The organism is Ancylobacter pratisalsi (assembly GCF_010669125.1).
GTDB classification, from domain to species: Bacteria; Pseudomonadota; Alphaproteobacteria; order Rhizobiales; family Xanthobacteraceae; genus Ancylobacter; species Ancylobacter pratisalsi.
On record NZ_CP048630.1, the window covers coordinates 1148365 to 1168201 of the forward strand.

Genomic DNA, 19837 nt, shown 5'->3' on the forward strand with positions numbered 1-19837 from the left:
GGCACGTTGGTCAGCTCGACACGTCCGCGTCTTCAACAAACCACCCGTCCCGCGTGAGCCCTGCGCCCGCGCGGGACGGGTGCGTTGAAGCGTCCTCAGATCCGCGTGACGTGAGACCGGCCTCCGGCGCGGCGCGTGTCTCGCCGCACGGCCCACGCCCCTTGGCCCGAGCGCCCTGGCGGCAGGCGCCCCCTCACAGTGCTCCCGCTCGCCTTCCCTGAACTCCAGCTTCCCTGAACTCCAGCTGCGCAGCCTCTTTCGACACGCGAGCACGCGTTGCCGGCGTTCGACGACAACGCTGCCGACGCCGTGACGGCGCGGGAGAGGTCTTGTCGGGTTTGGGCGTCGCCCTACTGCACGGCCGAGGAGAATGTTCCGGGCGTGAGGATCGCCGCGCCGGGCAGGCCGGACCCGCTGGAACTGCCGTAGAGCGGCTCCTGGCCATTGGCCGCGACCGAGGGCCGAAGCGCCGGGGTCGTCGAGGCCGATACCGATGTGGCAACCGCAGCGGCCGGCGCGCCCTGTGCGCCCGGCTGGGCCGGCAGAGACTGGTAATAGGCGGCCGCAGCGGCCTGTCCGGGGCTCGGCACACGCTGCATGCTCGGCGTCGCCGCAGGGCGCGGCTGGCTGGCCGCGGAAGTAGCGGAGGCGGTGGCGGAAGCGGTCGTCGCGGGTGCAACCGCCGTGGTGGACGTCGCGGCCGGGCGCGCGGCGTTCTGATGCGGCGCGCTCTGGCGCGAAGCCACGTCACGAATGGCGGCCTCGCGGGCGGCGCTCTGTGCCGGCGCGGCGGGCTTCTCGGGCGGAACCGGGGCCTGCACGGGCAGCGCGGCCGCATTCGGCTCCGCATCCGGCGAGGGCTCGGAGGCCCCGCCCCCGAACAGCCGCCCGAAGGAGAAGCCGGACGACGTCTCGGCGGCAGCGGGTTCGCTCGGCGCCGGCTCGCTGCTGCGGCTGAACAGGCTGCGAACCCCGTCGAAGAACCCACCGCCCGATTCGAGCGCGGCAACCTGCGTCGGCTCGGACGGCGGAGCCGCGGGTGTCCCGTTGGCCGCCGGAGCGTCCGGCGTCTCGGCCGGCGTGAGCGAGGGGATCAGGCGACCCAGGAACGAGGGGGCGGACTGCGCCGCGACCTGCGAGCCGCCGCCCGGGGCGTCGGTCGGACGGGGCAGTGGCAGCGGCACGTTGGCGCTGGTCGGCACCATGTCGGCGGTGGCGAGCGCGATACTCTCCGCCGGCGCGGGCTCATTGGTGGCGACGCCATACTCGCTGCCGGGCGGCTTCACCACCGGCGGGAGCGAACCGGGCGCGGAAAGCTCGGGGTTTTCCAGCTTGGCGAGGAACACCTTGTGCATGCCGCCGTCCTTGCCGGTCTTCACCGGCGCCAGCGGCGCGAGCGAACCGGCGCTGGCGATGCGGGTATTCACGTCCTGCTGCCGGGAGGCGAGCGCCTGCTGGAGCCCCTCGGGCTGGGTGTATTCCGGGCAGGGCTGGGAGGCCTGGAACTTCTGGCTCGGGTCGACCGGCGTGGCGTCGAACACGTAGCGCTTGCCGCAATAGTCGACCTTGGGCTGCGCCTTGGTGATCTCGAAGGTGTCGCTGCCCTCCTTCAGCATCTTCCAGAAGGCCAGGTTCGGATTGTTGCGGTGGCGGACCAAATTCTCCGCGGTCATGCGGAAGGGGTAGGCCTGCACCTGAAAGGCGCGCTGCCCGCCACGGAAGCTCTCGCGGCCGAGCGCGAAGATCTCCTGCACCTGTTCATCGGTCATGGCGTAGCAGCCGCGCGAGGAACAGTCGCCATGGACCATCAGATTGGAGCCGGAGCGGCCCCAGGCGCGGTCATAGGCGTTGGGAAAGCCGAGATCGAAGGAGAGGTAGTAGCTGGAGTTGGGATTCATCTGCCCGGGGGTGATGGTGTAGAAGCCTTCCGGCGCCTGCCGGTCGCCTTCCCTCACCTTGGGCCCCAGCTCACCGGACCAGCGGCAGATCGGGTAGGTCTTGAGCAGCGCGTAGTCGCCGTCGCTGTTCTGTTTCCAGACCTCCAGCTCCGACTCTTCCTTGTAGATGCGCACCACCAGCGGGCTGGTCTTGGACATGCCCTTCTGGTTGAGCAGCGCCAGCGTCTGCGGCGAGAGCGACTTCATCGCCTTGGCATTGATGGACGGCGAATCATCGCCCGTGCAGCCGGCGAGGGCCAGCGCGGCGCACCCGCCAAGAAGGGCCATGCGCCAGCGCGCGCCTGTTCCTGCACGGAAGAGCCGAGACAACACCGGAAGGCTCACCCTCAATACTCCCCGTCCGCCCGCGAAAAAGACGAACCCGAATACTAGAGCGTTACCCTTGACCGGCGATTATCGCAATCCGGCCGGGCTTCCCTCTAGAGATTGCGCCCAATGGCGAGGAATTTCTCCCGCCGCGCCTTGCGCAGGCTCTTCGGGTCCAGCCCATCGAGCTCGCGCAACGCTGATTCGATGGCGTCACCCGCCGCCGTCATCGCCGCCTGCGGATCGCGATGCGCGCCACCCGGCGGCTCGGCGATCACGGTGTCGACGATGTGGAAGCGCGCCAGGTCCTGGGCGGTGATCTTCATGTTCATCGCCGCTTCCTGGGCCTTGGCAGTGTCACGCCACAAGATCGAGGCCGCGCCCTCCGGCGAGATCACGCTGTAGATCGCATGTTCAAGCATCAGGACACGGTTCGCCGTGGCGATGGCAATCGCCCCACCGGACCCACCTTCACCGATGATCACGGCGACATTGGGGACGCCGAGTGACAGACAGGCGTCGGTGGAGCGCGCAATCGCCTCGGCCTGGCCGCGCTCTTCCGCGTCGAGACCGGGGAAGGCGCCGGCGGTGTCCACGAGCGAAATCACCGGCAGCGAGAAGCGCTCGGCCAGCTCCATCAGCCGCACCGCCTTGCGGTAGCCCTCAGGCCGCGCCATGCCGAAATTGTGCTTGATGCGGGTTTCGGTGGTGGAGCCCTTCTCCTGCCCGATCAGGCACACCGCCTGCCCGCGAAAACGCGCCAGCCCGCCCATGATCGCCGCGTCGTCGCCGAACTTGCGGTCGCCGGCCAGCGGGGTGAATTCCTCGAACAGCGCGGCGGCATAATCGGAGAAGTGCGGGCGCATCGGATGGCGCGCCACCTGCGTCTTCTGCCAGGGCGTCAGGTTCGCGTAGAGCTGGATCAGCGCTTCGTTGGCCTTGCCTTCGAGGCGGAGGATGTCGTCGCCGATAGCGACGGCGTCGCCCTGCGTCGCCATGGCGCGCAGTTCTTCCAGCTTGGCCTCGAGCTCGGCCACGGGCTTCTCAAAATCGAGGTAGCTGCGCATTAGATCGTCGATGACCCGGGAAAGATGGGGAGGGGCGCCTTATCCGGCGGCCGGCGAAAGTGCGCGGAAGCTGCCCCGAGAGGTGGGCGACGTCAAGGCAAGGAATGGTTTTCACCCCCGGCGACCGCGCTTTGGGCGGTTTCCCGCCCCGCGGGCGGCATCGGGGTGGCTCTCCTTGCCCCCTCCCCGCCACCTCGCGGGAAGCCGAGGAGCGGTGAAGGAGGGCCGCAACACGCAGGCCCCGCCGGGCCGTTCTCTTGCCGGCGAAACGCGCGTCCCGCCTATTCGCCGCCGCCCTCGGCCAGCGGATGAAGGTCGCGCACCAACCCCTTCAGCCGCTCGTCGAGAACGTGGGTGTAGATCTGGGTGGTCGAAATGTCGCTGTGCCCGAGCAGCGTCTGCACGATGCGCAGCTCCGCGCCATGGGCCAGTAAATGGCTGGCGAAGGCGTGGCGCAGCACATGCGGCGAGATCCGCGCCGGGTCGATGCCCGCCGCCAGGGCGAGGTCCTTCAGGTCCAGCGCCACCTGCTGGCGGGTAATGTGCCCGCTCGCGGCGCCGGAGGGAAACAGCCAGCGCGCGCCCTCGCCCGGCCGGGCCGCGCCCTTGCGGCCCTCGGCGGCGTGGGCCGCCGCCCGGTCCATGGCGTCGCGATAGGCGCGCATGGAGTTCTTGGCGGCGTCGCCCAGCGGCACCAGCCGCTCCTTGTCGCCCTTGCCGCGCACGATGATCGCCTCGCCCTTCAGCGTGGCGGCGGAGGCCGGCAGCGCGGCGAGTTCGGACACGCGCAGCCCGGTGGCGTAGAGCAGCTCGACAAAGCACGCCACGCGCGCGCGCCGCGCCGCCTCCGCCAGCGACGGAGCGTCCTGCTGGGCGCGGGCATGCGCGGTCTCGATCAGGCCCGTCACTTCCGCCTCGCCCAGCACCTTGGGCAGCGGACGCACCCGGCGCGGGCCTTCCAGCACCGCCGCCGGATCGCCGTCGCGATGGCCGTCGACATAAAGGAAGCGATGGAACTGGCGGATCGCCGAGAGCTTGCGCGCCACGCTGGCGCTGGCGAGCCCGCGCCGGTCGAGATCGGCGAGGAAGGCGCGGATGTCTTCCGTCGTCGCCTCCCGCGCCTGCGTGCCCCGGTCCTGCAGAAACGCCTCGTAATCGTCGAGGTCGCGGCCATAGCCGGCGAGCGTGTTGGCGCTGGCCCCGCGTTCGGCCGCGAGCATGTCGAGAAACAGCCCGGCGGTCCCGCGCGCCTTCGCCATCATCGGGCCCGTGCCTGAGCGTTCATTTCGCGAACCTGTCCTGGGGGACGTTCACACTCATCTCCCGCTGCTGCGGCTTGACCAGATTGGCGAAGGCCCAGAGCGTGCCGTAGCCAAGACCTCCAAGCAGGGCGAGAATGACGAGAAGACGGATCAGGCTCGGCATGGGCGATGAACGACCTGTTCGAATCGACGGGTGAGGAATGTCCCATGCTAGAGCGTTTCGCCCGTCACAGGTAAGCAACGTGCCTGCATTGCGTCCTCCGGTCACGGATGATAGGTCGCCTGAGAGCAACGGACATGGGCGATGACGGCCGAAATCGACGATGTTAGGGCGGCCGCGCTACGCGAACGGCTGGGCACGCGATCCATCGTGCTGATCGGCATGATGGGCGCGGGCAAGTCGTCGGTGGGCAAGCGCCTCGCCCGCCGGCTCGCCATGCGCTTCGCCGACGCCGATACCGAGATCGAGGAGGCCGCCGGGATGTCGATCCCGGAGATCTTCGCCCATCACGGCGAGCCGGCCTTTCGCGATGGCGAGAAGCGGGTGATCGCCCGCCTGCTTGAGAACGGCCCCATGGTGCTGGCCACGGGCGGGGGCGCCTTCACCAGCGCGCAGACGCGCGAGGCCATCGCCGCCTCCGGCATTTCGGTCTGGCTGAAGGCCGATCTTGACCTGCTGCTGCGCCGGGTGCGCCGGCGTGACGACCGCCCGCTGCTGCGCACCGACGACCCCGCCGCGACGCTGGCGCGCCTGATCGACGAGCGCTACCCGATCTATGCCGACGCCGCGATCACCGTCACCTCGCGCGACGTGCCGCAGGAGGTGATGGTGGACGAAGTGATCGACGCGCTGGACCGCCATCTCGGCGGCGGCGAAACAGGAGCAGACGCGTGAGCGAAGCCGCCAGCCTTTCGAACGATGTCACCACCCTTCCGGTGCACCTGGGCGAACGAAGCTATGACATCGCTATCGGCCCGCATCTGCTCCACGAGGCCGGTGCGCGCATCGCCGCGCTGCGGCCGGGCGCGCGCGTGGGCATCGTCACCGACCGCAACGTCGCCGAGCGCCATCTGGCGACCGTCGAGGCGTCGCTGAAGGCCGCCGGTCTCGCCCCGACCGCGATCATCATCGAGCCGGGCGAAAAGTCGAAGAGCTATGCCGGCTTCGCGGAGGTGGTCGACAGCCTCCTTGCCGCCCGTATCGAGCGGCGCGACCTCGTGCTGGCGCTCGGCGGCGGCGTGGTGGGCGATCTCGCCGGCTTCGCGGCGGCGGCGCTGCGGCGCGGCATCGACTTCGTGCAGGCCCCCACCAGCCTGCTGGCACAGGTCGATTCGTCCGTGGGCGGCAAGACCGGCATCAATTCGCGCCACGGCAAGAACCTTGTCGGCGCCTTCCACCAGCCCCTTCTCGTGCTGGCCGATACCGACGCTCTGAGCACCCTGCCGCTGCGCGAGTTTCGCTCGGGCTATGCCGAGGTGGCCAAATACGGCCTCATAGACAACGCTCCGTTCTTCGCCTGGCTGGAACGCAAATGGCAGGATGTGTTCGACGACGGGCCAGCGCGTATCGAGGCCATCGCCACCAGCTGCGCCGCCAAGGCCGCCGTCGTCGCCCGCGACGAGAAGGAAACCGGCGACCGCGCCCTGCTCAATCTCGGCCACACCTTCGGCCACGCGCTGGAGGCGGGGGCCGGCTTCTCCCAGCGCCTGCTCCATGGCGAGGCGGTGGCGATCGGCATGGCGCAGGCATTCCGCTTTTCCGCCGCGCAGGGCCTGTGCTCGCCGGAAGATGCCGCGCGCGTCGCCAAGCACCTCACCACGGTCGGGCTGCCGACCCGGATCAAGGACATTCCCGGCGACCTGCCCGACACGGACGGGCTGATGGATCTCATCGCGCAGGACAAGAAGGTCTCGCGCAACGCGCTCACCTTCATCCTGGCGCGCGGCATCGGCCAGAGCTTCATCGCCCGCGACGTCGACCCGGCCGCCCTGCGTACCTTCCTTGAGGGCGAGCGCGCCCGGAGCTAGGGCCTTTTCGCGTAACGAGGGAGCCGGAGGGCCTCTTCGGAGGACGGATGTTTGGGTGACAGGTGTGGGCGTGAGAGGCCCGTGTCCTCGCGCAGATTTGTCATTGTCCCCCTCCAGGGTCATTTAAGACCGTGCCCCGCATTGCACCCCGGCTCCGGGACGTGCATGCGATGGCGGGGGGTGAACGCCCCGCGTCCCGATCAAGCCACGCAATGTCCAAGGAGGGCCCATTGACCACCTATGACTGGCTCGCTCTCGGCTCCGTGGTCGTGTGCCTCATGCTGTCCTTCTTCTTCTCGGGCAGCGAGACCGCGCTCACCGCCTCCTCCAAGGCGCGCATGCATGCGCTGGAGAAGAACGGTGACAAGCGCGCCTCGCTGGTGAACCGCATGATGGAGCGGCAGGAGCGTCTGATCGGCGGCATCCTGCTCGGCAACAATCTCGTCAACATCGCCGCCTCCTCGCTCACCACCGGGCTGCTGCTGGCCTGGTTCGGCAATGCCGGCATCGCCTATGCGACGCTGGGCATGACGATTGTCGTCGTCATCTTTTCCGAGGTGCTGCCCAAGACCATTGCGCTGAACAATCCGGACACGGTCTCGCTTCTGGTCGCGCGGCCGATCCGCGCCATTGTCAGCCTGTTCGGCCCGCTCACCATGGCCATCGAGGCGCTGGTGCGCGCGATGCTGCGCATTCTTGGCGTTCCGCTCGGCAAGACCAAGAGCGTGCTCACCGCCGCCGAGGAGCTGCGCGGCGCGGTCGACCTGCTCCATCGCGAGGGCAGCGTGGTCAAGGACGAGCGCGACATGCTCGGCGGGCTGCTTGATCTGGGCGAGCTTGAGGTCTCCGACATCATGGTCCACCGCACCAAGATGGCGAGCCTGAACGCCGACGAGCCGCCGGAAAAGATCGTCAACGAGGTGCTGGCCTCGCCCTTTACCCGGCTGCCGCTGTGGCGCGAGCGGCCGGACAACATCATCGGCATGCTCCACGCCAAGGACCTGCTGCGCGAGCTGCGCGCGATCGGCAACGATACCTCGAAGCTCGACATCGAGAAGATCGCCCTGCCGGCCTGGTTCGTCCCGGACGTGACCTCGCTGGTCGACCAGCTCAAGGAATTCCGCCGCCGCAAACAGCACTTCGCGCTCGTCGTCGACGAGTATGGCGAGGTGATGGGGCTGGTGACTCTGGAGGACATTCTGGAGGAGATCGTCGGCGAGATATCCGACGAGCACGACAAGGCCTTCACCGGCGCGCGCCGCAACCCGGACGGTTCGGTGAGCGTGGAGGGCTCGACCGCGATCCGCGATCTCAACCGCGCCATGGGCTGGGAACTGCCGGACGAGGAAGCCACCACGGTCGCCGGCCTCGTCATTCACGAGGCGCGCATCATCCCCGAGCCGGGCCAGACCTTCATTTTCCACGGTTTCCGCTTCCAGGTGATGCGCAAGCAGCGCAACCGCATCACCCTGCTGCGGCTGACACCGCTCACCCGCCCCGCCTGATCCCGCGATCGGTCGTGCGCGACAATCTGGAATTGGCTTGGCGACGCCCCATATAGGGCGAGCCACTCTCCCGGCATCCGGCCGATCGTGATGCGAAACCGGGCTACTCGCCCGGCGCCTTCGCCTCGATCGCCAGCGCGTGCAGGCCACGGGCGATCTCGTCCGCCAGCAGGCCGTTCACCAGGCGGTGCCGGGCGAGACGGTTCTGCCCGCGGAACGCCTCCGCCACGATACGCACGCGAAGATGCGTGAGATACCCGGCCCGGTGCCCGCCATGGCCCTCATGACGATGACTTTCGTCCTCAAGCTCCAGCGTGAGCGGGGACAATTCCGCCAGCGCGGTCCGCACGCGGACCAGCGCTTCAGCAACGGCATCGATGCCGGAACCAGGTTCTTCGGGAGTGGCATTCATGGTGGATGCGGTATCTGTCCCACGCTCAGGCGTCAATATCGCCGGAAGAGGCGATGACGGCGTAGCGGTTTCTTGTATACCTGACCCGGCAGCAGCATAATCGATCGATCATGAAGTTCGACTCTCCCATATTCGACCGCATCCGCGTCAAACCGAACCGCGATCGCACCGTCAAGGCGGAAGGCCCGGTTTGCGAATGGCACGGGTGCACCCACCCCGCGACGCATCGGGCCCCCAAGGGGCGCGACCGCGAGGGGCAGTTCTGGCGTTACTGCTTCGATCACGTGCGGGCCTACAACCAGTCCTACAACTATTTCTCCGGCATGCCGGACGAAGATGTCATGGCCTATCAGAAGGACGCCATGACCGGCCATCGGCCGACCTGGAAGATGGGCTCGCGCGGCGCGGGAGCCGCGCGCGAGGCCCATGCCCGCCAGCATCAGCCGGAAGGCTTCGCCGATCCGTTCGGCATGTTCGGCGAGATGGGCGGCACGGCACGCCCCGAGCCCGAGCCGCCGCGCGAGAACCGGATGATCCGCAACGCCGAGCGGCGGGCGTTCGAGTCCCTCGGCGTCGAAATCTCGGCCACGCCTCAGGAAATCAAGGCGCGGTTCAAGATTCTGGTCAAAAAGTACCACCCCGACGCCAATGGCGGCGACATATCGACCGAGGACCGTCTGCGCGACGTCATCCAGGCCTATAATCACCTCAAGAACGCGGGCTATTGCTAGCCGCCCGCGTCTCGCCAGACCAAGGCCGCGGCATGAGCGCGGCAACGGAGGAAGAATGACTGCCTCGCACACGCAACCCGCGCTGCCGGACATGAAGGTTTCGGTCAGCCAGGTGTTCGGCATCGACGTGGATCTCGACGTGCCGGCCTATGCCGAGCCCGACGAGTATGTGCCGGAGGTCGACCCCGACTATCTGTTCGACCGCCCGACCACCCTCGCGATCCTGGCCGGCTTTGCCCATAACCGCCGCGTCATGGTCAGCGGCTATCACGGCACCGGCAAGTCGAGCCATATCGAGCAGGTTGCGGCGCGTCTCAACTGGCCCTGCGTGCGCGTCAACCTCGACAGCCACATCAGCCGTATCGACCTGATCGGCAAGGACGCCATCGTGGTGAAGGACGGCCTGCAGGTCACCGAGTTCCGCGACGGTATCCTGCCCTGGGCCTACCAGAACAACGTCGCGCTGGTGTTCGACGAATACGACGCCGGCCGCCCGGACGTGATGTTCGTGATCCAGCGCGTGCTGGAATCGTCGGGCCGCCTGACGCTGCTGGACCAGAACCGCGTCATCCGCCCGCACGGCGCCTTCCGCCTGTTCGCCACCGCCAACACCATCGGCCTCGGCGACACCACGGGCCTCTATCATGGCACCCAGCAGATCAACCAGGCGCAGATGGACCGCTGGTCCATCGTCACCTCGCTGAACTATCTGGCCCATGACAAGGAAGTCGACATCGTCGCCGCCAAGGCCAAGAATTTCCAGAACACCGAGGGCCGCGACACCATCGCGCGCATGGTGCGGCTGGCCGATCTCACCCGTCAGGCCTTCATCAATGGCGACCTGTCGACGGTCATGAGCCCGCGCACGGTGATCACCTGGGCCGAGAATGCCGAGATCTTCCTCGATCTCGCCTTCTCGTTCCGGCTCACCTTCCTCAACAAGTGCGACGAGCTGGAGCGTCCGCTGGTGGCCGAGTTCTACCAGCGCTGCTTCGGCAAGGAACTCTCCGAGTCCGCCGTCAACGTCGTGCTGTCCTGAGCCGCCTGCCGGCGTAAGTCGGCATAATCCCTCGTCCCGCCGCGCCCGGTTCGTGCCGTGGCCGGCGGGTCGCCCGAACCCGGCCATGGCCGGGTTCGGGCGCAGAGGTTCGGGAGGGGGCGGCACCGGCTTTCCCCTCTGTCCCGGCGGCACGCCGCCATCCTCTCCCCGCCGGGGAGGGGCAGTGCCAATGACAAGGCCATCGCCATGACCACCTCGAACCGCCCGATACGCACGCCGCCCAAGGAAGCCCCGGCCGAGCCGCTGAAGCGCGCCGTCACCGGCTGCCTGCGCGCCATTGCCGGCGACCGGGAGATCGAGGTCTCCTTCGGCTCCGAGCGTCCGGGCTTCGCGGACGGGCGCGCGCGTCTTCCCGAACCGGGCCGGCGCATGTCGAAGCAGGACGCCGCGGTCATGCGCGGCCATGCCGATTCCATGGCGCTGCGCCTGGCCTGCCACGATCCCAAGGTCCACAAGCGGCTGGTCCCGCAGGGCCAGACCGCCCGCGCCGCCTTCGAGGCGGCCGAGCAGACCCGCTGCGAGTCGCTGGGCGCGCTGCGCATGGACGGGGTCGCGCTCAACCTTTCGGCGATGCTGGAAGACCGCTACCAGAAAGCCAATTTCTCCAATCTCGCCGACCGTTCCGATGCCCCCATCGAGCACGCGCTCTCGCTCATCCTGCGCGAGCGCATGACCGGCATGGCCCCGCCGGCCGCTGCGCGCGAACTGGTGACGCTGTGGCGCGCCTTCATCGAGGAGCGCGGCAGCGAGGCGCTGGACGAACTCGCCGGTTCCGCCGGCGACCAGTCGCGCTTTGCCGAGGCGATGCGCGACCTGCTGTCCTCGCTCGGCATGGGCGAGGACATCGCCCCCTTCGACGAGAACAACGATCCCTCCACCGATGCCGACGACCGCCAGGACGAGGATTCCGGGCAGGGCAGCGACGCCGACCAGGAAGACAATTCCGAAGGCTCCACCGAGGTCGACACCGACCTGTCCTCCGACCAGACCCCGGAGGAGACCGAGGAGCAGCAGGAACAGCCCAATTCCGAGCTGGCGGACGATGCCGAGCTGGGCGATTCCGACGACTCCTCCGAGCCCTGGCGGCCACAGAATGCCGTGCCCTCCGAGCCGCGTCCGCCTGAATACCATCCCTTCACCCCGCGCTTCGACGAGACGGTGAACGCGGACGAGCTGTGCGACGGCGAGGAGCTGGCGCGCCTGAGGGCCTATCTCGACAAGCAGCTGGTGCATCTGCAGGGCATCGTCGCGCGCCTCGCCAACCGGCTGCAGCGCAAGCTGATGGCGCAGCAGAGCCGGGGCTGGGAGTTTGATCTCGAGGAAGGCATGCTCGATCCCGCGCGCCTGCACCGCGTGATCCTCGATCCGATGCAGCCGCTGTCGTTCAAGCGCGAGCGCGACACCGACTTCCGCGACACCGTGGTCACGCTTCTGCTCGACAATTCCGGCTCGATGCGCGGACGCCCGATCACGGTCGCCGCCGCCTGCGCGGACATTCTCGCGCGCACGCTGGAGCGCTGCGGCGTGAAGGTCGAGATTCTCGGCTTCACCACCAAGGCGTGGAAGGGCGGGCAGGCGCGCGAGGCGTGGCTCACCTCCGGCAAGCCCGGCGCACCGGGCCGGCTGAACGACCTGCGCCACATCATCTACAAGTCGGCCGACGCCCCCTGGCGCCGCGCCCGTCGCAATCTCGGCCTGATGATGCGCGAGGGGCTGCTCAAGGAGAACATCGACGGCGAGGCGCTGGACTGGGCGCATAACCGCCTGCTGGCGCGCAATGAATCGCGCCGGATCCTGATGATGATCTCCGACGGCGCGCCGGTCGACGATTCCACCCTGTCGGTGAACCCGGGCAATTATCTGGAGCGTCACCTGCGCTGGGTGATTCAGCAGATCGAGGACAAGTCGCCGGTGGAGTTGATCGCCATCGGCATCGGGCATGACGTGACGCGCTACTACAAGCGCGCCGTGACCATTGTCGACGCCGAGGAACTGGGCGGTGCCATGACCGACAAGCTGGCCGAACTGTTCGACGAGGGCCCCGGGCGCGATGCCGGCAGGGCGGAAGCCGGCCGCAAATATGCGGGTGGCCAGCAAGGCGCCAAAGCGGGCGGCCGGCACAGCGGCCCGACGCCCATTCCCACGCGCCGCGTGCACTGACGGGGGCGTTGCCGGGCACATGGCCCGGCGCGCCACGACGGGCACGAACTTTCCGCGAAGCGGCGCTCCCCATTGCGGGCCCCCTCACCCGCAGCGTGAGGCGGCACCGGCCAGCGGGCGGCGCGCGCAGGCGGGATTGCCATCGGCCCCTTGAAACCGGAACGAGCCGCCCCATATAGGTTCTATCCCGCCAGAATGGGACTTCCGGCATGTTGGCACGTCGTCAGTGTCTCGCCGGATGGATCGCGGCTAGGACGGATGTACTCCGGCCACGATCTTTTCCTCCGGTCGACTGACGAACGGCCGGGTTCTGGCGGTACCTCTTTCTTTTTAAGAACGAGCAGGGCGCGCTGAAAGGCGCGCCCTTTTTCGTGTGCGCGCCTTCCGACAGCAAAACCGGGCGCCATCACCCGACCCAAATTACCCGGCCCATCCCCACCGCCGGCTGAAGTCCCCTTCGCGGCGATGGGGTCGGGCGTCGCGCCGAAGCGCTCTAGACGCCGTAGGGCGGACGGGCCTCGCGCGGGTCTTCGTCCGGGAACGGGTCCGGACCGGGATCGTCCGGCACGGGAGGCATCGCCACCACCGTGCGCACCGCCGCCGCCGGCTCGGCCGGCCGAGCGCCGGCTACGGGCCGCGCCGCATCCGCGGGCTTGACGGGCGGTTCCACCGGGGCCGGCTCTGGCACCGCCACCGGTGCGGTCGCCGCCGGGGGATCGAGTTCCGGCTCCGGCGCCGTCACCGGCGCCAGCGGGGCCTCGTCATGATTGGCGCGGCTCTCCAGCGCGGCGGCGATCGCCGCCTTCACCCGGTCGGCCTCGTTCTCCAGCATCGGCGTCGAGGCAACGCCGGGCGGCAGCTTCCATTCGAAGGCATCGAGCTTGCCGGTCACCGGCGAGACCGGCCCCCAGTGCTCGGCGACCACGCCGTCCGCGACCCAGGCTGGATCGCGCCGTGCGCGCACCGCCCGCGCGGTCCATTCGCGGGCCTTGCCGACATCACTGTTCTCGGAGGCTTCCAGCTCGGCCATCAGCAGGCACACGCGCTGCGTCGGCTCGACCAGAAGCGGGCTGAGCGAGGTACGGGCGACGTCGAATTCCTGCGCGTCGAGGGCGGCGCGGGCCAGCGCCATCGCGCTTTCGGAGTGGGCGGGCATGCGCGAGGTGAGCGTGCGCATCCGCTTCAGCCGCTCGCGCGAGGAATCGCCGGGCCGAAGATGCAGATAGGCGTCGGCGAGATCGGGATGGGGCGTGCTCGCATAGGCGGTTTCCAGCACCTTGGCCGCCTTGCGGGTATCCCCAGAGGCGCCGAGCAGGCGCCCCGCCACCTCGGCGGCGGGAACCAGCGAGGGCGCGAGGCGGGTCGCCTCCACGGCCTTCTCGCGCGCCACGGCGGGGTCGCCGAGTTCCAGCGCCTGCGCCTGCGCGGCCAGCAGCACCGCCCGGCGGCGGCGATGCGCGGCCCGGTCGAGCCCGCCATGGGCCGCCTCGCGCTCCAGCACCGCGAGCGCCCCGGCGAAGTCGCCGGCATGGCAACGCGCCTCGATCACCGCGTCCGCCGCCCAGGCGAGACCCGGCTCGTAGCGCGCGGCCTCTTCCGCCGCCATCAGCGCGGCATTGGAATCACCGCGCCGGCGCGCCTCGACGTGGAGGCCGCGCAGGCCGAGCATCCGCGTGGCGGGCGTCTCAGTCATGGCGCGGAACGTCGCCTCCGCGCCGGAGGCATCGCCCGAGAGCTGCGCGGCCTGCGCGCTGAGCAGCTGCGTCAGCGGCTCCTGGCCCAGCAGGCGCTGGGCGTCGTTCGCGGCCCGGCGGGCACCGAGCGTATCGCCCGAGCCGACCGCGACCAGCCCGCGCGAAATCGCGGCCCAGCCCTTGTTGCGGCGGCGGTGGCGGTAGGAGCCGGCGATGAGATCGGGCGAGCGCACGATCAGCCGCAGCAGCGACCACAGCAGGATCGCGCCCGCGACCAGCACCAAGAGGCCGCTGGCGGCAACCAGCACGCTGGTCTCGACATGCCAGCCCTGCCATTCCATGGCGATGGTGCCCGGACGGTCAGCGAGCCAGGACACGCCGAAAGCGATCGAGGCGAGGATCAGCAGATAGACAACGAGCCGGATCACTTTGCGCCTCCCCCGAGCGTGCCGAGAATTCGGGACTTCAGCCCCGCGAGAAGGCCGAGCGCGGTCTGGCGGGTCTCGACGGTGGCGATCACCGTCTGAACGCGCGTACGGGTCGCTTCGGGCAGGGCCTGAAGCGCGACCAGCGCCGCCTCGAAGTCCCCGCGTTTCAGCGCGGCTTCCGCTTCGTCCAGCGAGGCCGGGGCCTCGCCATTGTGACTCACGGAAACCAGGCCCTGCGCACTTTTCATCAGCCGGTCGAACACCCCGTCATCGGGCGAAGCGGCGGGGGCGGTCGGCTCGCTCGGCGGCGGGCTCGCCTCCGCCTTCAGCTGGGCGGCAAGCTCGGTGCCGGAGGCGAATCCGTTCGCCGCCATCGGGGCGAGATCCTCAAGCGCGGTGCTGTCGGGGCCGAGCAGCGCCTGCGCCACCTTCAGCTCGGTGGCGAACGGGCGACCGTCGAGCACGGCCTCGCGCAGCGCGTCGAGCGCGATGATCTGCGAAGGCCCCTGCCCGCGCGCCTGCTGCGTGGCGGCGACGGTGGACAGCTTCTGCTCCAGCGCGTCGACCCGCGCCGTGGTGGCGGCGAGAGCTTCCGGCGACACCGTCTCGGCGGGCGGGGGAATCGCGTTCACACGCTGCTGCAGCGCATCGACTCGGTTGCCAAGGGCGGTCACGGCGCCCGGCGTGGCGGCGGGGGAACCGGCCTGCGCGTCGACCTTCTTGCCCAACGCGTCGAGGCCGGATTCCAGCGCCGCGAGCCGTGCGGCAAGGTCGGCGGGCGCGGCGGCGGAACTGGCGGACGCCCGCTTCTCGCGCGCCTCGATCGCCTCAACCCGCTGGCGCAGGTCCAGGGCGCGGACCTCGAGGTCGGTCAGGGAATCAAGGCTCTGCTCGGCGCCATAAAAAGTGGAGGCGACGGTGAAGGCCACGGCACCGCCAACAACGCCGGAGATCAGCGCGGCGACGGCCACGCCGAACATGCCGAGCTGGCGGCGCGGCGCGGGAGAGACGGGCGCCTCCGCTTCGGGCGCATCGCTTCTGGCCGCGTCACTGTCGGGCGCGCCCGCCTCATCGGAGCCGGCGGATGCACCTTCCGGGCGGCCGGCTTCGGAAGCGGCGGCCTCAGGGGGCGGCGTCTCGCTCGTCGAATCCGCGTCCTGCGGGGGCACACCGGCATTTTCGCCGGGCATCGCATCCATGTCGCTGGTCACAGGCGCCGAGGTGGTGGCGGACGGCCCGGCCGGCACGGTGGATTCGTCCCCGGCGGCCTTCACCTCGGTGGCAGCGAGATCGAGAGTCGGCGGCGGCCGGCGGCGCGATTTGCCCGCGCCTTTCTTTCCGGCCTCATCCTTCGGCTCGAATGTCGGATCGTCAGTCGCCACGTGCATACCTCTGGAACATAAAGCGCGGGCCCGGTCAGTTGTTCCCGGGGATAGACCGGAGGGTCCACCGCCGCAACCTCGGGGCACCCATGCTTTACCGCTTGAGCAGCGCGAACAACCCCTCTTCGGTCGGAGTTTCGGCAATAAGCGTACGCCACCCCGCATCGTGAAGCGGTGCCGCGACCCCGGCGGAAAAGCACAGATGCTGAACTTTAGTCATAAGCGGACCGGCTCCCGCCTCGCGAATGCGCGCGGCCAGCGTCGCGGCGGTACGTGGGGAAAAGTGGAACGCCGCGTCGATCTGCCCCTGTTCCAGCGCCGCGAGCGTGGCCGGCGCCAGCACCTGGGCGGCGACGGCACGGTAGATCACGAAAAGATCAACGCCGATCCCCGCCTCCGCCAGCGCAGCGCCCAGATCCACCGCCCGGTCCTCGCCCGTCACATGCAGCACCCGCGCCCCGCGCGGCAGGAGGGCTCTCAGCTGCGCCACCAGCGCGGCCCCGTCGCCCCCGGCGATGTGCGTGTGCGCAAAGCCTTCCGGCGCCGCCGCCGCGGTCCGGCGGCCCACCGTATGAAGAGGAAGGTGAAGGAGCCCCGGCAGTTCGCCCCGCGTGGCCAGCACCCGGGCGCCGTTGACGCTGGTCAGCACCACGGCGTCGAAGCGGCCCGGCGGCAATTCGGCGTCGGGCAGCGGCTCGACGCTCAGCATCGGGTCGACCAGCGCGGAAAAGCCCGCCGCCCGCAGCCGGCCGGCCGTGGCGCTGGCGTCCGGCTCCGGGCGGGTGACCAGCACGCGCATGGCGTCAGCCACCGATAAGGCCGGGCGGCACCATCGCGCGCATCTCGCGCCCGGTCGCGATCCCGAGTTCCAGCGCCCGGTTCACCGGGCCATGGCGGACGATCTCGTAATATTGTTCGCCATCCGGCGACAGAACCGCGCCGCGAAAGTGGATTTCCCCGCCATCGACCTGCGCCAGCCCGCCGATCGGGGTGCGGCAGGAGCCGTCCAACTCGTTCAGGAACGCGCGCTCGACCCGCAGTGCCAGCCCTGTCGCCGGGCACACCGCCTTCACCAGAAGCGAATCCACCGCGAGATCGCCGAAGCGCGATTCGATCGCGACCGCGCCCTGTCCGACGGCGGGCAGGAAGTCGTCCGTGCTCAGAATCGCGCTCGCCTTGTCGGCGAGGCCGAGCCGGGTAAGCCCGGCAAGCGCCAGCAGCGTGGCGTCGAATTCCCCGCTCGCGACCTTGGAAAGCCGCGTCTGCACATTGCCGCGCAGCAGCGAGACCTTCAGATCCGGTCGCAGGCGGCGCAGCTGGGCCTCGCGGCGCAGCGAGGCGGTGCCCACCTTTGCGCCCTCGGCCAGGTCTTCCAGCTTCCAGCCCTCGCGCATGATCAGGCAGTCGCGCACATCCGCCCGTGGCAGGTAGCCGACAATGTGCAGGCCGCCCGGCAGGCGGGTCGCCATGTCCTTGGCCGAATGCACGGCGAGATCGATGCGCCGGTCGAGCAGCGCTTCCTCGAGTTCTTTCGTGAACAGGCCCTTGCCGCCGGCGTCCGCCAGCGCGCGGTCGGTGATGGCGTCGCCCGTGGTACGGATGATCACGATCTCCACCGCGCCCGGCTCCCAGCCATGGGCCTTGAGCAGCGCCTCGCGCACCGCCTCGGCCTGCCAGAGAGCCAGCGGGCTGCCGCGCGTGCCAAGACGGAGTTTGGGAAGCGATTGCGTCATTGGGTCCTGCAATGATAGCGGTCTACCGGGGTCAAAACACCGTCCGGCAGCCCAAAGTCAATGCGCGATCTTCTTCTTCTCGGTATCGAGACCACTTGCGACGAAACCGCCGCCGCTATCGTGCGCCGCCGCGCCGACGGCAGCGGCACCATATTGTCCAACGTGGTTCTGTCGCAAACCGAGGACCACGCGGCCTATGGCGGCGTGGTGCCGGAAATCGCCGCGCGCGCCCATGTGGAAATTCTCGATCACGTCATCGAGAGCGCCCTGCGCTCCTCCGGGGTGAAGCTGGTCGAGCTCGACGCCATCGCCGCGTCCGGCGGGCCGGGGCTCATCGGCGGCGTCATCGTCGGCCTCACCACGGCGAAGGCGATCGCGCTCGCGGTACGCAAGCCGCTGGTCGCGGTGAACCATCTGGAAGCTCACGCCCTCACGGCCCGCCTTACCGACGCGGTGCCCTTCCCCTTCCTGCTGCTGCTGGTCTCGGGCGGGCACACCCAGCTCGTCGCGGTAACCGGGGTCGGCGAGTATCACAAGCTCGGCGGCACCATGGACGACGCCATCGGCGAGGCCTTCGACAAGACCGCCAAGATGCTCGGCCTGCCCTATCCCGGCGGCCCCCAGGTGGAGCGCGCCGCGCTCAAGGGCGATGCCTCCCGCTTTGCCCTGCCTCGTCCGCTGGTTGGCAAGCCCACCCCCGACTTCTCCCTCTCCGGCCTCAAGACCGCCGTTCGGCTGGAAGCCCTCAGGATCGCCCCGCTGAGCGATCAGGACGTCAATGATCTGTGCGCCTCGTTCCAGGCCGCCGTGATAGACGTGCTGGCCGACCGGGTGCGCTGCGCGCTGCGCAAGATGCGCGAGCACGGGCTCAAGCCGAACGCGCTGGTGCTGGCCGGCGGCGTCGGGGCGAATCAGAGCGTGCGGCGCGTGCTGCACAAGGTGGCGGCCGACGGCGGCACCCGTCTCGCCGTGCCCCCGCCGGAGCTGTGCACCGACAACGGCGCCATGATCGCCTGGGCCGGGGCCGAGCGGCTGGCCCTTGGCCTTACCGACGAGCTTTCCTTCGCCCCCCGCCCGCGCTGGCCGCTCGACGAGGTCGAAGGGGCGGAAAGCCGCGGCTGATGCCCTCCCGCTTTCAGCGCATCGGGATTGCCGGCGCCGGCGCCTGGGGCACCGCGCTCGCCAACGCCGCCGCGCGTGCCGGCCGCGACGTGGTGATCTGGGGCCGCGATGCCGGCGCGATGGAGACGATGCGCCGCGCCCGCGAGAACCGCGTCCATCTGCGCGGCGTCACACTGGCCCCATCGGTCTCACCGTCCTCCTCACTGCACTCACTGTCCGGTTGCGACGCGGTGCTGCTCGTGGTGCCCGCGCAGGCCACCCGCACCGTCGCGGCCGAGCTACGCTCGCACCTCCCGCCCGGGACGCCGCTGGTCGCCTGCGCCAAGGGCATTGAACGCGGCACCACGCTGTTCATGACGCAGGTTCTGGCCGACGCCTGCCCCTCCGCCGTTCCCGCCATCCTGTCCGGTCCGAGCTTCGCGGCCGATGTCGCCGCCGGCCTGCCGACGGCGGTAACCCTTGCATCTCAAGAACTTGACCTTGCCGAGGCGCTCGCGACCGCGCTTGGATCCGCCTCGTTTCGGCTCTATCACAGCGATGATGTGCGCGGCGTCGAGATCGGCGGCGCGACGAAGAACGTGCTCGCCATCGCCGCCGGCATCGTTGCCGGGCGGGGGTTGGGCGCCAGCGCAGGGGCGGCCCTCATCGCGCGCGGCTTCGCCGAACTCACCCGCTTCGGCCGGGCCTTCGGCGCCCGTCCCGAAACGCTTACCGGCCTGTCGGGCCTGGGCGACCTTATTCTCACCTGTTCGAGCCCGCAGTCGCGCAACTACGCGCTCGGCCTAAGCATCGGTAAAGACGGCGGTTTTCATCCATCCGGCAAGCTGGCCGAAGGCGCCCTCACCGCCAATGTGCTGGTCGCCATGGCCGAGGCAAAGGCCGTTGAAATGCCCCTCGCTCAGGCCGTGGAAGCGGTGCTTTCCGGGCGGTGCACTGTCGAAGAGGCGATCGGGTCCCTCCTGGCCCGACCGCAGAAAGCGGAACTGTGA

At 69.5% G+C, this 19837-nt stretch carries 17 protein-coding genes; 8 read left to right on the plus strand and 9 right to left on the minus strand.

The features are described from left to right. Nucleotides 1-350 precede the first annotated feature (350 nt). From G3A50_RS05660 to G3A50_RS22380, 4 genes are all read right to left on the minus strand, one after another. Nucleotides 351-2225, minus strand: coding sequence for a L,D-transpeptidase family protein (locus G3A50_RS05660; protein ID WP_246252159.1), 1875 nt, complete (start codon nucleotides 2223-2225; stop codon nucleotides 351-353). A 152-nt stretch (nucleotides 2226-2377) separates the two neighbouring features. Continuing rightward, complete coding sequence (locus G3A50_RS05665; protein WP_170308659.1) at nucleotides 2378-3343, minus strand: acetyl-CoA carboxylase carboxyltransferase subunit alpha; 966 nt, start codon at nucleotides 3341-3343, stop codon at nucleotides 2378-2380. 269 nt (nucleotides 3344-3612) lie between these two features. Next, on the minus strand, nucleotides 3613-4593 hold the full coding sequence (locus G3A50_RS05670) for a site-specific tyrosine recombinase XerD (protein ID WP_163074351.1): 981 nt from the start codon (nucleotides 4591-4593) through the stop codon (nucleotides 3613-3615). A gap of 19 nt (nucleotides 4594-4612) precedes the next feature. Continuing rightward, the gene (locus G3A50_RS22380) at nucleotides 4613-4756 is read right to left on the minus strand and encodes a hypothetical protein (RefSeq protein WP_170308625.1); all 144 of its coding nucleotides are present in this window, start codon (nucleotides 4754-4756) and stop codon (nucleotides 4613-4615) included. 141 nt (nucleotides 4757-4897) lie between these two features. On the opposite strand from G3A50_RS22380, the gene G3A50_RS05675 reads away from it, so the two are divergent. The 3 genes from G3A50_RS05675 (at nucleotide 4898) to G3A50_RS05685 (ending at nucleotide 8126) form a co-directional block, all read left to right on the plus strand. After that, entirely contained in the window at nucleotides 4898-5488 is a 591-nt protein-coding gene (locus G3A50_RS05675; RefSeq protein ID WP_163074352.1) for a shikimate kinase, read from the plus strand. Beyond that, entirely contained in the window at nucleotides 5485-6621 is a 1137-nt protein-coding gene (aroB, locus tag G3A50_RS05680; protein ID WP_163074353.1) for a 3-dehydroquinate synthase, read from the plus strand. The genes G3A50_RS05675 and aroB overlap by 4 nt, the downstream gene beginning before the upstream one ends. A 230-nt stretch (nucleotides 6622-6851) precedes the next feature. Continuing rightward, entirely contained in the window at nucleotides 6852-8126 is a 1275-nt protein-coding gene (locus G3A50_RS05685; RefSeq protein ID WP_163074354.1) for an HlyC/CorC family transporter, read from the plus strand. Between the two features lie 103 nt (nucleotides 8127-8229). On the opposite strand, the gene G3A50_RS05690 is transcribed toward G3A50_RS05685, so the two are convergent. Then, nucleotides 8230-8538: a BolA family protein gene (locus G3A50_RS05690; RefSeq protein WP_163074355.1), complete on the minus strand. Its 309-nt coding sequence runs from the start codon at nucleotides 8536-8538 to the stop codon at nucleotides 8230-8232. Nucleotides 8539-8648: 110 nt separating this feature from the next. Here G3A50_RS05690 and G3A50_RS05695 point away from each other — a divergent pair, with 110 nt between their 5' ends. The 3 genes from G3A50_RS05695 (at nucleotide 8649) to cobT (ending at nucleotide 12489) form a co-directional block, all read left to right on the plus strand. Next, nucleotides 8649-9269 (plus strand): J domain-containing protein, encoded by a 621-nt coding sequence (locus tag G3A50_RS05695; RefSeq protein WP_163074356.1) that lies wholly within the window; start codon nucleotides 8649-8651, stop codon nucleotides 9267-9269. 55 nt (nucleotides 9270-9324) lie between these two features. Beyond that, entirely contained in the window at nucleotides 9325-10308 is a 984-nt protein-coding gene (gene cobS / locus G3A50_RS05700; protein ID WP_163074357.1) for a cobaltochelatase subunit CobS, read from the plus strand. A 207-nt stretch (nucleotides 10309-10515) separates the two neighbouring features. Beyond that, on the plus strand, nucleotides 10516-12489 hold the full coding sequence (gene cobT, locus G3A50_RS05705) for a cobaltochelatase subunit CobT (RefSeq protein ID WP_170308626.1): 1974 nt from the start codon (nucleotides 10516-10518) through the stop codon (nucleotides 12487-12489). A 493-nt stretch (nucleotides 12490-12982) separates the two neighbouring features. On the opposite strand, the gene G3A50_RS05710 is transcribed toward cobT, so the two are convergent. From G3A50_RS05710 to hemC, 4 genes are all read right to left on the minus strand, one after another. Continuing rightward, nucleotides 12983-14611 carry a heme biosynthesis protein HemY gene (locus tag G3A50_RS05710; RefSeq protein ID WP_163074358.1) on the minus strand — a complete coding sequence of 543 codons (1629 nt, stop codon included), beginning with the start codon at nucleotides 14609-14611 and terminating at the stop codon, nucleotides 12983-12985. Further along, the gene (locus tag G3A50_RS05715; protein WP_163074359.1) at nucleotides 14608-15993 is read right to left on the minus strand and encodes a COG4223 family protein; all 1386 of its coding nucleotides are present in this window, start codon (nucleotides 15991-15993) and stop codon (nucleotides 14608-14610) included. The genes G3A50_RS05710 and G3A50_RS05715 overlap by 4 nt, the downstream gene beginning before the upstream one ends. A 94-nt stretch (nucleotides 15994-16087) precedes the next feature. After that, a complete protein-coding gene (locus tag G3A50_RS05720) occupies nucleotides 16088-16792 on the minus strand; it encodes a uroporphyrinogen-III synthase (protein WP_163077328.1) in 705 nt (234 codons plus the stop codon). Between the two features lie 4 nt (nucleotides 16793-16796). Continuing rightward, nucleotides 16797-17726, minus strand: coding sequence for a hydroxymethylbilane synthase (gene hemC, locus G3A50_RS05725; RefSeq protein ID WP_163074360.1), 930 nt, complete (start codon nucleotides 17724-17726; stop codon nucleotides 16797-16799). Between the two features lie 60 nt (nucleotides 17727-17786). Between hemC and tsaD the strand changes: the two genes are divergently transcribed. Further along, on the plus strand, nucleotides 17787-18848 hold the full coding sequence (gene tsaD / locus G3A50_RS05730; protein WP_163074361.1) for a tRNA (adenosine(37)-N6)-threonylcarbamoyltransferase complex transferase subunit TsaD: 1062 nt from the start codon (nucleotides 17787-17789) through the stop codon (nucleotides 18846-18848). After that, the gene (locus tag G3A50_RS05735; RefSeq protein WP_163074362.1) at nucleotides 18848-19837 is read left to right on the plus strand and encodes an NAD(P)H-dependent glycerol-3-phosphate dehydrogenase; all 990 of its coding nucleotides are present in this window, start codon (nucleotides 18848-18850) and stop codon (nucleotides 19835-19837) included. The genes tsaD and G3A50_RS05735 overlap by 1 nt, the downstream gene beginning before the upstream one ends.